This window comes from Pantoea cypripedii (assembly GCF_011395035.1).
In the GTDB taxonomy this organism is placed as follows: domain Bacteria; phylum Pseudomonadota; class Gammaproteobacteria; order Enterobacterales; family Enterobacteriaceae; genus Pantoea; species Pantoea cypripedii_A.
The window spans coordinates 214,092-233,692 of sequence record NZ_CP024770.1 but is presented as its reverse complement, the minus strand read 5'-3'; the positions used below and the strand labels follow the sequence as shown (position 1 = coordinate 233,692).

The following is a 19,601-nucleotide window of genomic DNA, read 5'->3' as shown; positions in this document are numbered from 1 at the left end:
CAACGATAAACCATCACCACTTACAGAAAATATTAGGGAAATAAAAATGACCACCATTTCAAACACTGAACAAACCACCGGAACCGGCTACGTTAACAGCGATGCCCCAACTGACATTCGCTATGGCTGCGCACTGAAAGAAACCTCCATGGTAGGTAATGCCATGGTCACCATGGCGGATATGATGCTGATGTTCAGCCAGCTGGCGAATGATAAATTTACCCAGATGTCGAAGAAAATGGACGTGGCACGTGATGTGCAGGATATGGCAAACCGTCTGGAAATCATCATGTCAAAACTGGAAAAAGACAGCGATACCGCTGAGCTGCCAGCCGATATTATTAAATATATGCGTGAGAATAATATTCTGATTGGTGATAGTACCATTGATGAATTACTGTTCGGTAGCCTGTCTGAAAAAGACCAAGCCTATATCCTGGATCTGCAGCGTCAGATTGCTAAAATTGATAACGGAGAATATGCCGATCGTCCACAACATGTACAGGATCAGGTCAGAGCAGATCTGGAGCGTCTGATCCAAAAACGTCTCGATCAGGCACCGGCGAAAGTCTCCAAAAAAGATTTGGAATCCATCAAAGTGGCACTCGAATCTGCCGGTGGCAAAGCCTCAGACTTCGTGCAGCAGAGCCAGCTGAAACTGCAGCAGCTGATGCAGAACTTCAACACTGCAGTCACCATGGCGAACAGCATCCAGAGCATGAACGCCGAATCCACCAAATCTATCGCCCAGTCCATCCGCTAAATTCTGATAATAAAAATCTCCGGGGCCGCAATGGCCCCTTTATTTTGCATGATTTTAACCTGATGCTCTCTGATCATTTTGCTGAATAACGTAGCGGCGCGATTTATCGCGCTATTATCTCTAACGGAATGGGCACACAACGCGCAATAAATTGCGCCGCTACAACAGGGTGCGAATACCGGGTTGCGAAGGAAATTCCTGTATCTCTCCGAATTGTCAAAAAACATAAAAAAACGGCGGAATTCGAAAATTTTTGATTTAAGTCAAAGTTACTATCTGCTCATCGAAACGTGGAAATTGATCTCAACCCCGTTCGATCATAAAAACAGGAAAAATAAGGATATAAGTAATGTGCTATGCAACAATCCATGAACCGCCTCCGCCCCCTGGTACCCTTATCGATAGCGATACTCTGTCAGATCCCTGCCAACCTGATGTCATGAAAGACTACTCGCAAGTGGGTAAATCCATGATGACCATGGCTGATATGATGCAGACGTTTGTCGAAATGGCGTACAGGAAATTCTGTCAGATGTCGGGCCAAATGAATGTGGCGCGCGACGCGCAGAAAATGGCCAACCATGTAAACATCATTATTTCACAGCTGGGAGAGTCGGGTGAGGTGGGGGTACTGCCAGCAGAGGTGACTCACTATCTGCGTGACAATAACATTCTGGTGGATGAACAAACCATCGACCAATTTCTCCATGATAACGCCAGGATAGGGCGATGTGGGCAAGAGGGGCAGTTTCACTTGTTTATCGGCATCTCAGCATCTGCGATGGTATCCATCAACACAGCGCTCAAATCCACCGAGACTCAGGCTTCTGATAGCGTGCAGTGCAGTCAGCAGAAGTTAATGCAGCTGATGAAAGACTTCAACACAGCGCTGACTGTGACCAATAACGTTCAGAACATGAATGTCGCAACGGTGAAATCCATTGAACATTCAATTCGCTGATTTCACATCGTGATATTCTCAGGGGATCATATCGGTCCCTTTTTTTATCTGCGCCAGAACTCATAAATCGCAGTTGAAATACAGAAATGTATATTTTCCTCATGGTTATTATTGTTCTGACGGAATAGATAACTGGATTATTTTCCGCAAATGAAAGGTACACCCTACCAACACTGAATAGCACAGAGGTAAAATAGTATGACAATCATCAATAATCATCACCCGGTATATACCGTCGGAACGACTGAACCATTAAGTAAGGATTTAAAGACTCACGCCATTAATAATACAGAACTTTCTACCCGCGAATTTGTCCAGCCTCAGGATACGGCACAACCCTCTGACGCGGTCGATCTTAAGGAGAAGCTTGCCGCCGCCCGTCAGCAGTTCGAGGACATCATGAAGGATTTACAGTTTTTTTTACGCCTGTTGCAGCAGTATGAGGACAGGTTTAAAGAAGCCATGGATGATCCTGAAGGGGAAACTGCGGATCCGGTGCAGGTAACGGAAAACGGCGTTCCGCTTGTTGGTGGTGTCTCTGGCAGTGTGGCATCAGCGGCTGGCGCGTAACTACATAGAGTGCAGCGGTAATCTAAAATGTATGGCGCGGGTAGTTATGCCCGCGCCATATTTATATTTTTTTATAATTGTTTTTTATGAAGTTTCATTGTTAACAGCGAACTTTCTTAATTTTACCCGGATAAAATCTGAGGCGTCATTTACGTTAAATGACACCAAAACCGATAGTTTTTTTTATTTTTCGAAAATCCTCCTGCGACAACCTGTTTATCCTGAAGCCTGAAAAATTACTTTAGTTATTTTAATTTACATCAGGCTAATATATGACTCTTAATACTCTTGGTAATAACAACACATCGGCAGCATCTTCCACTGATATCCAGTCAACCACGTTAAAAACCCCGGTTGCATCAACCAGCGAAAATTCTGTACTTGATGTTCTGAAGAAAAGTGCCGGACAGATTAAGATGCTGTACCGATCTGTGGCGGAATCCATTAACCACGGCCATGACTGGGCCGGGAATGAGTACATCAGCTCCTCCCTGGTCGATGCCATAAAAAGTGAACCGGCGCTGGGTAAATTGCTGGCGCACCGGTCCGGTGTGCCGCTGGTTAACCCGAAGAGCGGTGAACCTGTCCCGATGGAGTCCCTGCACCTGACAGAAGTACAAAAGAATGCGCTGCATATGGCGCTTGATTCCCTCTGCCTTGAAATGAAGGCTGCCGGCATTGACGTGCCGTCAGGCGATAAAGTATCCGATGCCGAGCAGAAATACATCGCGTTTACAGCGAGGCTGAAAACCCCCGCCGCAGACAGCGGTGAAAACGTGCAGCCCGAAATCAACCCGGAGCTCGCCGAAGAGGTACAGCAGTTCATCCGCCATTCCGGCGCAGAAATGATGGAGACTATCCTCAACAGCTGGAAAGACCAGAAAGAGATGCTGCAGGAGTTCCGCTCCCTCGGGACTAATGAAGAGCATGTGACGGTGGATTTTCAGCAGATTGACGGCGCGGCCGCGCAGATATCCGGATTGGAGAAATCGTCAAATTATGTCGTGGGGGAAGGTGCGAAGGCACTGAAGGGCATTCTTTATACGCTGTCTCCGCAGCAGCCGGGACCGACGGTACCGCTGGGGACGGGGGAACAGAAGCAGAATACCCGTGAAGCGGCGCGGGCCGCATGCGCATTGGTCGATGCGCTGCAGGCTGCTGATGCGGCGCTGACGGCGAAAACGCAATGGAGCACCTCAGGCAATGTTGAGCAGGCGGCTAAAGTGTACACCACGCTGAATGCAGCTGAGGCAACCCTGATGCAGGCTGCTGACAAGATGAACGAGACCATCGAAACAACAGGAGGGACCAGCGAATACGGCTGGATGCTGACGTTCAAAGCGGCCTTGCGGAAACACCATGAACCTCTTAAAAAAGCCTGCAAAGATATCGGGACAGCGCTGAACCAGGCAAAGAGCCAGTACACCCAGAGTGCGAAGATGCAGAAAGTGCTGCTGGAAAAGGCCCTGAAGGGGCTCGCGGCGGTCGGCAGCGTACCGGTGCCATCGATGGAGTCCGGCAAGCTGGCTGTGGCACAGAACGCCCTCCGCAGCGCGGCAGATGCGTTAACGTCTATCTGCCATGACGTCAGAATGGCGAATATTCATGTGAAAGACAACACTGACCGCGCCAGTCTTAATAAAACTGCCGCCTCAGTCTATGAAATTGCTGACGTGCTGACGGAGATGGAGGCTGAGCTGCCCGGGGTTGCGGCGTACTTCACGGAGGGTGGTAACCCGGAACTGGCAGAATTCACGGCGGATACGCTGCAGAAGCTGATAAAGCGCGGGAAAAAGGGGGTGAAGTCGCTGAGCAAAATGAGCGACGCGCTGAAAAAAGTTCAGGCGCATGATGCTAAGACCGGCGGCGCCTTTAAGGATATTGCCGGAAGCACGGCTTACCATAAAGCCACGCTTGAGGCGGCCATCAGTAAATTTAAGGACGTCAAGCATGGTCTGCGCCCGGAAATCAATCTGGCTCAGAAGGGGGTGAAAGGTTTAGATAGGGTGGCCAGTGTTGTGGGCCAAAAGACCGCGGCTGTCCGCAGTGGATTGAAAACCCTGGGCAGCACAACGGCGTTGTATGTTGGCGCAAATGTTCTCAGTACCGGACAGAAATCACGATCGTACCCTGAGCAAAAAATAATCCGGGACAACCTGATAAAACTGGAAGTCAAGCGGATGCTGGACAGCGTCGAGTTATGCAACCGGAAAGTGACTGAACTGACCAAGGCGGTGAAGAGTAAAAAAGAATTCAATACGAAACACTTAAAGGATGCACTGGCACATACAACGCGCACACTGGGGGAGACGAAAGCCGGGCAGAAAGTGGCTAAAAAAACACAACAGCTGGACGGGCTAGAGCATAAGCTTCCGGAGACGCTGAAGACACTGGCGAGCTGTGCTGCAGAAGCGGAAAAGGCGCTCGCGGGGCTGCGGGAAATAGATAAACAGTATCCGCACCCGCTGAACAGGGCCAAAACAGAAGCGGTGGGCAAACGCATCAATGCAACGGTCAGCTGGGTTGAAGAAACCACATCGTCGCTGAAAGCGGCCATGAGGAAACTGAGTCTGCCGGGGAAACTGCCGGCGGGGAACGGGGGAGACGAGCTGCTGGCCAGACATGCGCTGGAAAACCTCCAGGTGCCGATTACTGAAGGGCTGACCATTGCCGCGGCGTCCGGCGGCGGTGATGGCCTGAGCGAGGCGCAGCAGGACCTGGCCCATGCGCTGGCCTGCCTGAAAAAAGCGGAGCCGGACCGCGGGGGGGCTCTGGGTGCGCTGGAACGGCTGAAAACCGGCCTAAAAACTGTACAGGAGAACGCCGGGGACAAGAGAGTCAAGACCCTGGTTACCTTCGCCCTGAAAGAACTGAAAGAAATTAAAAAGATTACCGCTGGCTGGGAGACAGAACAGGAATTGCTGAGGAATGCGCTGCCGGACTCAGACGGGTTTGATGACTTTGTCAGCGTCACGCAGCGCATCGCCGGCGAAGCCGCCACGCAGGTAAAGCATTACCAGTATACCTTTACTGATGTGACTCAGAATTATGTCAACCCGATGTCTAAAGACGCCAGGATAATGAAACACATTGCTGGATTTATGAAGGAGCAGCGTGATGAACTAGCGGAAGAGGACCGGGAACTGTATGACGTGACGGTCAATATGGTCATCGATACGATGAAGGATGACTATAAAAAACCGGGCGATCCGGCAGGTGACTTTTTTGCCGCGGGACTGAAGGAGGAGTACCAGCGGGCGATCGGCGGTGAGATGGTGAACACCAAAACAGCCGAAGAGGTGTTAGAGAACTACAAATCCCTGCTGGAATACCTGATAACGGGTGGGGCGAAAGGGCTGACGGGCCAGGCCGCGTTTTCGTTACTGACGGGCAGCATCGACGGGTTCCTGAAGACCACATTGCCCGTGGTCGGCGGGCTGAGAATAGGCTTAAAGCTGGGCATGCTGTCTGTCACGCTGCTAAAGGCGAACAGTAAGCTGAATGAAACGATTATGCCCGGAAAGCCGCTGGCCTATGGGATAAAAAGTGGTCTCATTCGGCAGGAAATTAGCAAGCTCCTGCTGTCAACCATGATGACCAGCGTGCCCGCAGTCGGCAAAACCGTGATTAGGGCAGGCCTGGTGGGTGCGAATCTTTATACCTCAGGCGTGAAAGAAGTGGTGAAGGATACGCTTGAGCAACTGCCGACTACCCTGATGTTCGCCGCGCCGGGAGCCGGCGTGGTCCATGGCATGAATGCGAAAGTAAATGCACTGAATCACAAAGCTGAAAATATTAAAGCGAAGATACGTCAATGCGATCCGAATAAAAGGGAAGAACTGATCAAAACCTACGATATCACCCGGCCGGAAGTGCAGAAGGCGTTTGCAGACTTTGCGAAGGAGCTGAAAGAAGAAGAACTGGCGGCGCAGGAAAAAGAGAAAACTTTCAAACGCGTCAAACGAGGTGCGACGACTGCGGAAGATACGCAAAGCATCAGATATCAATGGAATGCGGAGACTAATGCAAAAATCGACGCAAGTTTGGATGAGGCACTTGCGGAATCTTTCCAGGTTCCGGTGGATAAAGAAGGTGCTGTCGAAAACCCACTCAAATGGATTGATAACTATAATCATAACATTCTTAAAAGTAAGGGGATTGAGCCCACCTTCAAAGATTCATATGACTGGGATGAAAAGATAAAGGTCTATAAAACGGTAGATGCATCGAATGCAAAAAAATACGGTTACTATGTGCCAGAGGATGAATATCTCGGTACCGTAACATTCCGCGAATACTCAATGGGGCTGCATCTTAAAAAAGGCTGGGGAGATGCCAATGCTTTAAAACTTGTCCCGGATGATGATCGTGAAGCATCGAGAGCTATAATCGCTGCCTTAAAAAAGACAAACCTGCAGAGTGATTATATTAAGGCAATTGGAAACTATTTTGGCAAGCCTGAAATCAGGCAAATGGGGAAAGCTGTCAATATTGCGCAGCTGAAAATGGCTGTCAGCGAACACTCAAGATATTCCAGCTCACCTGTCGGCTATGATGTCAATGACATTCAGAAAAAAATAGACAGCGGCGATGTTAAGACATTGAAGATCGACGGTAAAAATATCGCTGACATGGCTTGTATAAGTACCGATGGGACCAATGGTTTTGTTATTGTTTCTTTAAGAACCAGGAAGGTTTATGAAGTTACGTACCAGGCACACGATAATAGTTTAAAATTCAAAAATAAAGAGCAGGCGACAGATTGTCATGACCAGATAAAAGCGGGTTTATCCTATTTTAATGCGAAGGATACTAAACCACTCAAAATTACTGATGATGGTAGAGTATTGATTGCACTTTCAGGAGAGAATATGGCCGAGCTTCCGACGGATATGGTCCCATCAGGCAACCTGGCTAAAACCTTGGTCTATGCATTTGGCAATAATCAACGACTGACATTCACTTCTAGTGAAACGCCATTTCACGAACAGCTGTACTCCAACAAGGTGGCGAACTTGAAGTCAGATATTGACTCAGCGATTTATTCACAAGGAGAACAAACGTTTGATAGCTGGGTAGATATGATTGGCACAGCCGGTACCTGGATAGGCGTATTTCTCCTTCCCTTTACCGCCGGTACTTCAACGATAGCCGTTACCACAGGAGCCAAGGTACTTGGCGTTCTTGCGAGTGCTGGCTTTAGTCTTGGAGTGACTGTCGTTTCAGGCGTTCTGCCGAAGTTAGCGCAGTCAATGGCAGCAACCGATCCTGAAGAGAGGGATGCTGCGTTGACTGACGCATATATGGCGCTTTTAGGCGAAGGAATTGGCTACGGGGCAGGAAAATTAATATCTAAAATATCCGGGAAGGGATTAAAGAACTTTGCTAAAAAATTCCAGGTTACGGAAGATTCTTTACCCGTTAAGTTTAAAAACAGGATGAGTAATGCGCTTCATAACCGCTATAAAAATTTTATGAAAAGAATAGGGAAAGGGGGAGATGATATATCTGCCGCTCCTGCGGGATCCAGAGATTTGGCTACCGCACCCGCAGATAGCAGTAATCGACCCTTTGGCTCCGGGGCAGAATATGACGCCTTCTCCTTTGCAGACGAGGGGGAGGATCTGGCTAAGATACAAGACAGTGAATTCAGCAGAATAGCAAAGAATTTTGATGCGGATATTAATAAATTCACCAGTCATTATGGTGATGTAGCTGCTTCATCTGTGCATAATGAGATAAAATACCGCACCATGAGGAAATTACTGGAGCGTGAGGGTTATAAGGTTGAGGTCGGTTATATCAATGTGACCAATGAAACCGGTCGTACTTCCAAAAATATCGTGCTGAAAGTCTCCAGGCCTGACGTGGAAGATGGTTATCTCTATTTTAAAGACAATTTACAGGGTGGTCATCCCGGAGTCAGTGGTACCGCTTTTAATGAGAGGCATGGCGGAAAAATATTCAATCGTGAAGATTTTGCGAAAAACTATATCTCTGATATGGCGATTAATGAGGATTATGTAAACTTAAGATGGAATGATACGTTTATTGATCCGGGTACTGCTACAGCACCCGCTGAGATAATCAATACGCCGCACTGGAAGACAAAAAGTTCTTTAGAAGATCTTGAAAGAAAAAATTCAGCTCGCCGGGGTGGTATCGGGAAGTTCAACGGTAATGATTTAATTGGTGTTGGCCGGGGAGGCCCGTTGGGTGTTGCTATTGGTAATACGAGTGGTGATACGGCTACCAAAATTGGTGACCATATGAAGGCGATAGATACAGAACGTTATAAAGCCCGTCCGGCCAGTAACCCTGTTACGCAATCGCCTGCTGTGACCACCAGACCAAATGATCCCGTTGTTACAGAGCCTCTCAATGCTAAAAATTTCGATGAATTAGCAGCAGACAGAAAGAATACGCATGGTTCTCTGGTGAAATTTAAAAATACACCAGAAGGAACAGTGGTTGTTGGTACATCATTACATATGGTTGGGCCATCGGCTAATAATAGCACCACAACGATTACGGTTTACAATGAATCACAAGGCAAGGCCAATGCATCATCGTTAGCTTCTGACCCGAACACTCATGTTGGTAATGCTGTCAACAAGGCAGTGAATAGTGCAGCTCTGAATTATGCTGATAACCAGAGTCGTATTTCAGGTGGAACTTCAGATGCCAATGATCAGGAATTGATTGACCATGCCAGTAAGATAAAAACTAAATTTAGCCTGGATTCTAATGAAAAGGTTGACAACCTGAGGTCGCCGGTCGTTCTGGTGGTGGATACCAGTAAAATTCCGGGATATACCCCAGGCAGTCCTCTGCCAAACGATATCCCTGTAAACGCGATTGTTGGTGTGATTGCTGAGAAAGACAGAATCGAAGAGACGGCAATTTATTTTGAGAAAGTTAGCGGGAAAAAAATTCCTGTCACGGCGATAATCGTGGAGGACTCCGAGCGCGTTGTCAGAACCAAAGAAGGAGACAACTGGTTCTCGCTGGGTATAGCGCATAGCGATAAATATCCGGGTAAAACTAATCTTGAAGTTTCCCATATTTTGCGACATGCAAACCCTGAGATAGCGAAGGCAAATTCTGGTCTTTCGGATAGCATCCCGCTAAACACCAGAATTGTGACGCCTGATCCGAAAAGCGATGCGATCCCCATGTGGACGGAAAGAGTGTCCTCTGGTGATAGCTGGAAAACCATCGCCACCAGGAATAGCCAACATTACCCGGGAAAAACAATTGAAGAGATAGTCGGTCTTCTTCAGGCTGCGAACCCCACAATGTATGTGAAACATACTGACGATAATGAGCCACTTACAGAGGGTAAACAAGTGATAATACCGTTGGCAAAGGAGAGGCCGCTTCCGGTAAATGGTCATTTCATCACCAGAGAAGGTCAAACCTGGGAGTCGCTTGGCAATAATTTGCTCAACCTTTCCCCTGACCATAATCTCGATGAAGCGATTGCGCATCTTAAAAATGAGAACCGGAATGTTTCATTGAATTATCCTGACAATAATACTCCCTTGCCAGCCAATACAAAAATGAGAATACCGGCGAAGATCGCTCCTCGGGAGAACGTAGCTTCGGCTCAGCCGGAAACCGCGACGTCGGTTGAGTCTGAAACGGTATCTGAAAGCCCGACTGAAAGGAGTTTTCATACAACGACCGGAGAAGATAATTGGCTCTCTCTGGGCGCTGATTATGGATATAAATATCCTGGTAAAGATAATCTCGAAATTGCCTATATTTTGCAACACGCAAACAGGGAAGTCTCTGCTACATCCCGTTTTCTGGGGGACAATATCCCGGAAAACACCATAATTTATCTTCCTGATCCCGAAGCCTATTCAGAATCAATGGAGTTCACTCATGTTCCAGCGTATGGAAACTGGGACAGTATCGTCGCACAATTTAGTACGAGATATCCGCTTCACACGGATGACGAGGTACGTGTCCTTTTTCAGGCTGCGAACCCAGACATTGCTGTAAAATATCCTGATTCAAAAGAAACACTTCCTACGGGCACATTACTGCTGATACCACCGGTTCCTCCCGTGAAGGTTCCTGGCCAGCCTGACAGCGATGCCTCTGTCTCGCAGTCGCCTGCAAATATTACCCAGGTGGAGACTTCTGCTCAGGAGGCAACGATAAGCTATGAACCGGTGGAAGTCGCTGACAATAATACCCCGAGATATAACACTCTTATAACGAGTGATGACGATTCATTGAAGGATATTGTCAGGGCATACAGGCGACAGTATCAAGGCATTACAACTGACGCGGCTATTGCCATGATTAAAGCGGCTAACCGCCAGCATAATCTCGACGATTACGATAAGGATGATACGCTTCCGGCTGGAAAAGAATTGAAAATACCCTACGTAGACTACGTACCTCCTCAGACAGTTGCTCAACCCCGACCAAACGCAGCCGCTCCTGTTGTTGAAACTGGCGCCCCGGTGGAGGAAGAGAGAATCGGGCGTGTTAAAAGGGATGTCAGGGAATCAACGCAAACCCACGTCACGGTCAAGGGTGATACCTGGCAAAAACTTGCAGCAAAATATATGCACCAGTTTGCTAAAGGAACACCTGCTAAGGTAGCGGCAAACTTAATAAGAATCAAAAACCTGGATTCTTTTACTGAATTTACCGGACTTGAGGATCCACTTCCGGCCGATAAAGTCTTAACCATACCCGATCAACGACGTTTGCAAAAGGCAAGTTGAGTGGGCCAATATTAAACACATGCCACCAGAGAGAAAGTATCATTTTTTAACCGAAAGACGGGCAGTATGATTTACTGCCCATACTGTTAACAATCATAAATTGCTGGCTGGCTGAATTTAATTCACCAGCCATTTTTTCGTTTTTGATAAGATATTTCTTCAGTTAATTAAGTATGAGGAAGGTTATTGCATCAGATATAATGAAAGTCATAGGGCTGGTCGCTTTCTGTTATTACCTTTCTTCGCCAGAACCCTCCCTCGGTTGCAATAAAACCGATAGTTATTACCTGTTTCTGAAAATCCCCCGTGGTCAGTTCGCGTACCCTCTGCATTATAAATTCCAGGATCAACAGGTAAAACAACAATGTCTGTCCACGACACCTTAAATACCGTCCGCGCAGCGGATGTATCACTTCAAAATACCGTTAAACCAACCAGCGCGAATTCTGAACCTGACGTTCTGAAGAAAAGCGCCGCGCAGATTATGACGCTGCACAAGGCGGTGACATTGGCCGCTACCCACAGCCCTGACTGGACCCGGCATGAGTACATCTGTACTTCCCTAGTCGATGCCATAAAAAGTGAGCCGGCGCTGGGAGAACTGCTGACGCAGCGGTCCGGTGTGCCGCTCCTGAAAAGCGGTGAACCTGTTCCGCTGGATTCCCTGCACCTGACAGAGGCGGAAAAGGATGCGCTGCGTATGGCAATTGATTCCATCGAGCTTGAAGTCAGGACTGACGATATTAAAGCGCCGTCAGGAGAAAATTCATCCGATGCTGTTGCTGCGCAGAAATACGTCGCCTTTACAGAAGAGCTAGAGCAGTTCATCCGCCAGTCCGGTGCAGAAATAATGGAGAAAGTCCTCCACAGCTGGGCAGGCCAGATCGATATGCTGCAGGAATTCCGCTCGCTCGGGACCAACAAAGAGCACGTGACGGTGGATTTTGGTCATATTGACAGGTTGTCCACGCAGATGGCCGGGCTGGAGAAAAGCACGCACGCTGGAGTGGGCACGGCGGCGAAGGCGCTGAAGGGCTTTATTGATGTGTTGTCTCCGAACCTGGCGGGAGCAACGGTTCCGCTGGAGAACGGGGAGCAGAAGATGAACACCCGTGAAGCGTTGCTGGGCGTGTCCGGGCTTGCTGCGGCACTGCAGTCTGCGGAGGCGGCGCTGACGGAGAAAGCGACATGGAGCGGGTCAGAGAAGGCGGAACAGACGCATCAGGCGGCTGGCGTGTACAGCGCCCTGAACGCCGCCAGCATGGCCCTGAAGCAGGCTTCTGACGGGATGAACGGGACCATCAAAACCCTGGGACAGATGAGCCACTTTGACTGGCTGATGGATTTCAGGCCCATCCTGGACAAACATCACAAGCCGCTTAAAGCCGCCTGTAAAGATATCCAGGCAACGCTGATGCAGGCAAAGGGAGAGTTAACCCGGAGTGCGGCGCTGCAGTCATCAATGCTGGAAAAGACCGAAAAGGCGCTGGCGGTAACTGGCAGCGTACCTGTGCCATCGGAGGCGTCCGGCAGGCTGGCAGAGGCACAGTACGCCATCCGCAGCGCGGCCGATGCGTTAACGGAAATCTGCTATGACGTCAGAATGGCGAACATCCATGTGAAGGAAAAGACTGACCGCATCCGTCTTAACGAGGCTGCCGCATCGGTCTATGAGATGTCTGCGGTGCTGACGGATATGGAGGCAGAGCTGCCCGGGGCCGCGGAGTTTCTCCACAATGGCGGTAACCCGAATCTGGCCGAGTTCACGGCCGATAAGCTGCAGAAGCTGATTGAACGCGCTGAAAAAGCGGTAGAGTCGCTGAGCAAAAAGAGCAGCACGCTGAAAACAGGGAGCGTGCATGATACTGATACTTCTATGGACTTTAAGGATATTGCCGCAAGCACGACTTACCATAAAGCGAAGCTGGAGAAGGCCATCCGCAGATTTAAGGACGTCAAGCACGGTCTGCGGCCGGAAATCAATCCGGGTGAACTGATGGTGAAAAAAACCATTCAGCTCAGTCAGTATCTGGACCAGAAAGCCTCTGCTATAGGCAGTGCAGTTAAAACCTTCAGCAGCACGACGGCGTCCTATGCGGGGGCACGTATTCTCAGCACCGGACAGAAATCGAGATCGTACCCTGAGCAAAAAATAGTCCGGGACAACCTGATAAAACTGGAAGTCCGGCGGATGATGGACAGTGTCGAGTTATGCAACCGAAAAATGGCTGAACTGACCCTGGCGGTGAAGAGCAAAAAAGCGTTCGGTACGAAGCGCTTCAAGGATGCCCTGGCAAAGACAAAGCGCAATCTGGGGGCGACGAAAGCCGCACAGAAAGTGGATAAAAAAACACAACAACTGGCCGGGCTGGAACATAAGTTTCCCGAGACGTTGAAGGTACTGGAGAGCTGTGCTGCACAAGCAGATAAGGCACTCGCGGGGCTGCGTGAAATAGAAAAGCAATATCCACATCCGCTGAACCTGGCCAAAACTGCTTCTTTGAGTAAACGCATCAATGACACGGTCAGCTGGGTTGAAAAATCCACATCGTCGCTGAAACAGGCCATGGGGAAACTGAATCTGCCGGTGGCACTGCCGGAGGGGAACGGGGCAGACGTTGTGCTGGTCCGTCATCAGCTGGAAAGTATCCAGGTGGCGATGACTGACGGGCTGACAATGGCAAAGACGTTAGGGGCCGGCGTCGCTGATGGCCTAAACAAGGCGCAGCAGGGCTTAGCCAGCGCGCAGACCTGCCTGGAAAAAGCGGTACCCGACATCGGGGGGGCCCTGAGTGCGTTGGAGCAGCTTGAAGCCGGTCTGAATGCTGCAAAGGGCAGCACCGGGGAAAAGATTATCCACTCCCCGATTACCGTCGCGCTGGAAAAACTGACAGAAGTTGAAGATATAACCGCCGTCTGGCGGACAAAAAAGGTATCGCAGCAACATGCTATGCCGGATTCCGACGGATTTGATGACTTCGTCAATGTCACGCAGCGCATTGCTGGCGAAGCCACCACGCAGGTAAAGGATTACCAATATGCCTTTACTCACGTGACGCAGAATTATGTGAACCCCATGTCCACAGACGCCAGGATAATGAAACACATTGCTGAATTTCTTAATGAGCAGCGTGATGAAATAGCGGAAGAAGACCGGGAACTGTATGACCAGACCATAAATATGGTCATTGATACCATGAAGGATGAATTTAAAAAACCGAGCGATCCGGAAGGTGACTTTTTTGCCGCCGGGCTGAAGGAGGAGTACCGGCGCGCGCGCGGTGGGGAGCAGGTGAAAGCGAAAACCGCCGAAGAGGTTTTACAGGAATACCGTTCACTGCCGGAATACGTGATAAAGGGCGGGGTTAAAGGCCTGCAGGGGCAGGCCCTGTATGCGTTGCTGACGGGCAGCGTTGATGGGGTACTGAATACTACGCTGCCCGTTGTCGGTGGACTCAGAATTGCCTTAAAGCTGGGAATGCTGTCTTTCACGCTGGTCAAGGCTAACAGTAAGCTGAATGAAACCACGATGCCAGGTAAGCCGCTGCGCGAGGGTATAAAAGGCGATCTCATGCAGCAGGAAATCAGCAAGACACTGCTGTCAACACTGATGACCAGTGTGATCCCGGTCGGTAAAACAGCGATCAGGGCCGCCCTGACCGGGGCGCATATCTACACCGAAGGTCTCAGCGATGTGCTGAAGGAGGCGGCGGATAAACTGCCGTCTGACCTGATGTTCATAACGCCGGTCGCTGGTGGGGTCCATGGCATCAATGCGAAAGTAAATGCACTGAATCTCAAAGCTGAAAATATTAAAGCGAAGATACGTCAATGCGCTCCGGAGAAAAGGGCTGAGCTGATTAAAACCTATGATATCACCCGGCCGGAAGTGCAGAAGGCGTTTGCAGATATCGCTCAGGAGCTGAAAGAAGAAGATAAGACGGTTCTGAAGCGTTTCAAACGTAATACTCCGATGGTCAGAACGCAGACTTCCCAAGACATACCCATTTCCGATGGGCGAAGATCCGATGATATTCGGGGAGAAGAGGTTGCTGCCGATTTTGAGCATTTTGAAGCTCTCGACGATGCTGAGATTGCCGGGGAAGGGGCTGAGCTTACGGTTACCGAGATTAATGTCACGGATGAAGACATTGAGGAGAGCGTAGAGGAAGCGTTGGAAAGCACTTTTAACCCCCCTGAAGATAAAAAAGGTGTTATCACCGATCCTCAGAAGTGGATTGATGAATATAATCATAACACGCTTACAAGTAAGGGTATTCCGCCTAATTCTGGAGAATCTTTTGACTGGGATGACAGAATTCAAGTGTATAAAACGGAAGATGCAGAGTTTTCGAGAATGAACGGTCACTATGTACCGCCGGATGAGCTTCTCGGTACCATCACATTCCGTGAATACTCGATGGGCGTGCATCTGCGAAAAGGATGGGGAGATAAAAGAAATTTTAAACTTGTGCCAGAGTATAATACTGCGAGCGCGAGAAAAATATTGAAGGCTTTAGAAAAAACCAATTTACAGAATGATTATATCGCTGCAATTTCTGACTATTACGGCAAGCCGGAAATTAAAGACATGGCCAATAAAGTAAACGCGGCAAAATTAAAAATGGCCGTTAGCGAACACAGCAAATACTCCATTTCGCCAGTGGGATACAATCTAAAAGAAATTCAGGCTAAAATTGAACGAGGCGAAGTCAAAACATTCAAACTGGATGGTTATAATGCTGCAAATGTTGCCTGCATTAAAACCGATAACAATGGTGGACATATTTTTGTATCGCTTAATGATGGAAAGGTATACGAAGTCAAATTTGATAGTGAACACAATTCGATAAAGTTTAAAAATAAAGACGAAGCGCTAAGTTTTCATGCGCAACTGCGGTCGGGATTGTCAGTATACAACATGAAGGTTTCAGGTGCTGTCAGAGTTAAGGATGACGGCACAGTGGATAATCTGGCAAGAATGTCTGATGCGCCGACACACAAAGTTAGCGCATTTGTAGAATGGATCACCGGTTCACAGAGGAGAATCGACCTTGTTGATAGTGGAGGTTCATTTCAGGATAGATTATACAATCATACCATTACGAACCTTAAGCAGGACATCGATTTTGCCATCAAATCACCTGAGGAAGCTAATGCCGACGAATGGATAGATTTGATTGGTAAAGTAGGGACTATTATTGGTGTTTATGCACTGCCCTTCGCGGGAACTGGAGTCGGTGCGGGGGTGTCTTTAGGTGCTAAAGTATTGTCCGTTTTGGCTCGACCTGGTTTTAGCTTTGCACTGACGCTAGGAAGCGGAGTTTTGCCAAAATTCGGACAGGCTGAGTTCGCTGACAGACCAGGTGAAGCGCAAACTCAGATGATAGACGGGTGGATGTCATTATTGGCTGAATTTGGGGGATATGAACTGGGCAAGGTATCGGTTGATACACTGGGTAAATTAGCGAAGAAGTTTGCGGTGACAACAGAACAGCTGAGCGACAAAACCCGCAAAAGGGTAACCGATTGGATTAACGCAAGAAAAAGTAATTACCTGAAAAGAATAGGCTCAGATGACATCTCAGTATCATCGAAACAAACGACATCCTCAGTGATTTCAGCCGATAGCAACCGTTCTTTCGGTTCTGGTCCTAAATATGACCATTTTAAATTTATTGATGATGTTGAAGTTGTTAATAAAGTCCCTGATAGCCATTTCAAAAAAATAGCCGGCAATTTTACGCAGGAGCTGGGGAAATTTGAGAAAAGATTTGGTTCTCTGAGTAGAGCTGGTCTGCAAAACGAAATGAAGTACCGTACTATGGTAAAATTATTAGAAGATAAAGGATACCAGGTTAAAGTAGGATTCGTTTCAGTAACGAATGAGGCGGGTGTCACAAGTAAAAACATCGTGTTAAAAGCTTCCCGACCCGGTTACGAGGATGGTTACGTTTATTTTAAAAACAACGTGCAGGACGAGGCCATTGAGGGCACAGGAGTTGCGTTTAATGAGGAACATGGTGCTAAAGTATTTAATAAAGAAAAATTCGAAGATAATTATATTACTGAGATGGGGCTGGGGGAAGATTACGTTAAGATAAGGTGGGTGGATAATTTTGTGGATCCCGGATCTTCGGTGCCAGCCTCAGATTTAATTAATAAACCGGATTGGCTGAAGAAAAAGTCGCTGGAAAGCCTCGAAAGCAAAATGACCACGTGCAGTAATTCACAGTCAAAAATCGAGACTGAAAGCGCCGATGGTACAATTGCTGAAGCTGTAAAAGGTGTAGCAGCGAATGATTCAAGCGTTTATTTCTTTGGTACTACAGTGGGCAATCAATTAAAGTCTGAAGACAATGATTCATTTTCTTTCAAAAATCTAAAATCACAGGTTGATGCAACAGACCCAGCGGTGAGATTCTCAGACGCACCAGAAGGAACCATCCTGATAGGAACCTCAACCCATCTGGTGGGGCCGTCCGAACAAAATGATGCAGAGAATGTGAGAGTCTATAGTGTTGCGAAAGGAAGAACCAACACCTCGATGTTACCTTATAATGCGAATACCAATGTCGCTACTGCGTCTGGCGACGCGTTAAAAAGTAAAGAAGTCAGTTATGATGCTGCTAATGAACGTATTAAAACCGGACAGCGGCAAGCTAATGATCACCTCCTGCATAAACATGGGAAACGTATCCAGGTGACACTGGGCGGAACCGTCAATGTATCAGGATTAAATGCCCCTGTTATCCTTGTTCTTGATAAAAGCAAAATTCCGGGCTATCGACCAGGTAGACCGATTTCCGGTGATATTCCCAAGAATGCCATTATCGGTGTGATTGCCGAAGCTGATAAAGTTGAAGAGGTTGAGAGTTATTTTGAGCAAATTACCGGGCGTAAAATTCCGGTATCGGCTATCGAAGTAGAAAATACCCCGGGTGTTTACGTAACCGGCACCGGTGAAAACTGGCGCTCAATAGCAGAAAAGAATGCACATAAATATCCGGGAAGAACGCATGACGAAATTGCAAAAATTTTGCAACTTGCCAACCCGGATATCACTACGGCGAGTCCTCTTTTAACAGATAGTCCTCCGGTAAAAACGAAAATTATTACTCCTGCTGTAGAAAGTCACGTCAAGCCTGTTGCATTTGTCCGTACGGTTGCAGGTGATACCTGGGATTCGGTGGTTGAGACGAATAGTTCCCGATATCCCAACAAAACGAAAGCGGAGGTGCTTACTCTTATTCAGGCGGCAAATCCCAATGTTTTTGCGACAACCGAAAGCTCAACAGCACCTCTTCCTTTGCGCACATTACTTGCCATGCCTGAGATAGAAAATGAAGCGTCTGTGTCCAATGGTTTTCACATTATTCCTGATGGGGGTGAAGACTGGGAGCAAATTGGTCAGAGCGAACTGGTGTATTTCCCTGGTTCCGATGTTGATACCGTGATTGAACATATCAGACAGGCTAACCCCGATATTGCCGACCTCTATGCATACCGTACTGATACTCTCCCGGGAGGTCTGAAACTCAATGTACCGGCTGGCCTGGCACAAGGTCCCAGAAGCAGTTAAGCAGGCGGAAAGATATAGCCGGGAGCATGGGCTACCATGCTACCCGGCACCACGTTTTAGCGGCAAAGAACAAATAAACAATGCAGTGCGCAGAGATTTGCTTCATCTACTGATCCGCTCAATGCCCACTCAGAACATCTTTACGATAAATAACATTAACAGCGATATTTCTGTTCCTTTTTCGACAGCCTGTCTTGAGTAAAAATTCACCCTGATGCCAGTTAATTATTTTAGAAAAAGGTAAGTTGAGTGCGCCAATATTGAACGTAAACCATTAGATAGAGATCAAGACCGCGTGATAAATCACGCAGCTACGGGAGGCACGTAATATCCTGTAGAAATCGTAAATGCGCGGCATCAATCTATGCTGCGCATTTGGAATGCAAAGAGATGAAGTTAGTCGTTATGGTGCTGAGTGAGAATCATAATTGATGTGTGATTATTGGCAGGTATTTTCGCGGACTGTGTAGAACCCGCCAGCAAATCGTACGGATTCTTTTTAGCTTTCGGCTTATGAGCAGGTGGGAGTTCCTGTTCCGGCTCAACTTGCTTTTCAACCTGTGTATTTGGCTGGGACAGTAACTCAGCTAATTCCTTTATATCTCGTGGGTCGGTATACTTTTTCTGCACAAATTCACAGTCATCTTTGGATGATCCGATGAACGTATTCAGAATTAATCCACCAGTTTTCGGTTCCTGCGGTAACGTTATCGTCCGAATTTCAGAAACGTTGCCATCGGTGATAGTGGCAAAGGATATCGTCTGGTAACGATGGTCAGACATATATCTCCGGAGTTCATCCTCTATCTTCGCGCCATCTCCTCCCTGCAATATTTCCCGTAGTTCATCATCCATCTCTTTCAGCTTTGGTGGATCTTTTTTGCACAGCGCATCAGCAGATTTGCCGAGCAGCTTAGCCCCCTTGTCATAACAGGGTGGAGTTTCTTTCACTGTCCCATCGCTGAACTGAGAGAGGGG

General features: G+C 48.0%; 6 protein-coding genes. 5 read left to right on the top strand and 1 reads right to left on the bottom strand.

The window, feature by feature from the left end; all coding sequences use genetic code 11:
- Positions 1–46 precede the first annotated feature (46 nt).
- From CUN67_RS24365 to CUN67_RS24345, 5 genes are all read left to right on the top strand, one after another.
- Entirely contained in the window at positions 47–763 is a 717-nt protein-coding gene (locus CUN67_RS24365) for a hypothetical protein (RefSeq protein ID WP_208718061.1), read from the top strand.
- A 349-nt stretch (positions 764–1,112) separates the two neighbouring features.
- Positions 1,113–1,724, top strand: a complete 612-nt coding sequence (locus CUN67_RS24360; RefSeq protein WP_208718060.1) for a hypothetical protein — start codon at positions 1,113–1,115, stop codon at positions 1,722–1,724.
- 198 nt (positions 1,725–1,922) lie between these two features.
- Entirely contained in the window at positions 1,923–2,294 is a 372-nt protein-coding gene (locus CUN67_RS24355) for a hypothetical protein (RefSeq protein WP_208718059.1), read from the top strand.
- A 272-nt stretch (positions 2,295–2,566) separates the two neighbouring features.
- Positions 2,567–11,041, top strand: coding sequence for a hypothetical protein (locus CUN67_RS24350; RefSeq protein WP_208718058.1), 8,475 nt, complete (start codon positions 2,567–2,569; stop codon positions 11,039–11,041).
- A gap of 364 nt (positions 11,042–11,405) precedes the next feature.
- Entirely contained in the window at positions 11,406–18,623 is a 7,218-nt protein-coding gene (locus tag CUN67_RS24345; protein WP_208718057.1) for a hypothetical protein, read from the top strand.
- Between the two features lie 396 nt (positions 18,624–19,019).
- Here CUN67_RS24345 and CUN67_RS24340 read toward each other — a convergent pair whose 3' ends face one another.
- Positions 19,020–19,574, bottom strand: coding sequence for a hypothetical protein (locus CUN67_RS24340; protein ID WP_208718056.1), 555 nt, complete (start codon positions 19,572–19,574; stop codon positions 19,020–19,022).
- Positions 19,575–19,601 lie beyond the last annotated feature (27 nt).

Excerpts from the sequence above, each read along its gene's own strand:
- CUN67_RS24365 (WP_208718061.1), top strand. The coding sequence starts at position 47 with ATGACCACCATTTCAAACACTGAACAAACCACCGGAACCGGCTACGTT.
- CUN67_RS24360 (WP_208718060.1), top strand. The coding sequence starts at position 1,113 with ATGTGCTATGCAACAATCCATGAACCGCCTCCGCCCCCTGGTACCCTT.
- CUN67_RS24355 (WP_208718059.1), top strand. The coding sequence starts at position 1,923 with ATGACAATCATCAATAATCATCACCCGGTATATACCGTCGGAACGACT.
- CUN67_RS24350 (WP_208718058.1), top strand. The coding sequence starts at position 2,567 with ATGACTCTTAATACTCTTGGTAATAACAACACATCGGCAGCATCTTCC.
- CUN67_RS24345 (WP_208718057.1), top strand. The coding sequence starts at position 11,406 with ATGTCTGTCCACGACACCTTAAATACCGTCCGCGCAGCGGATGTATCA.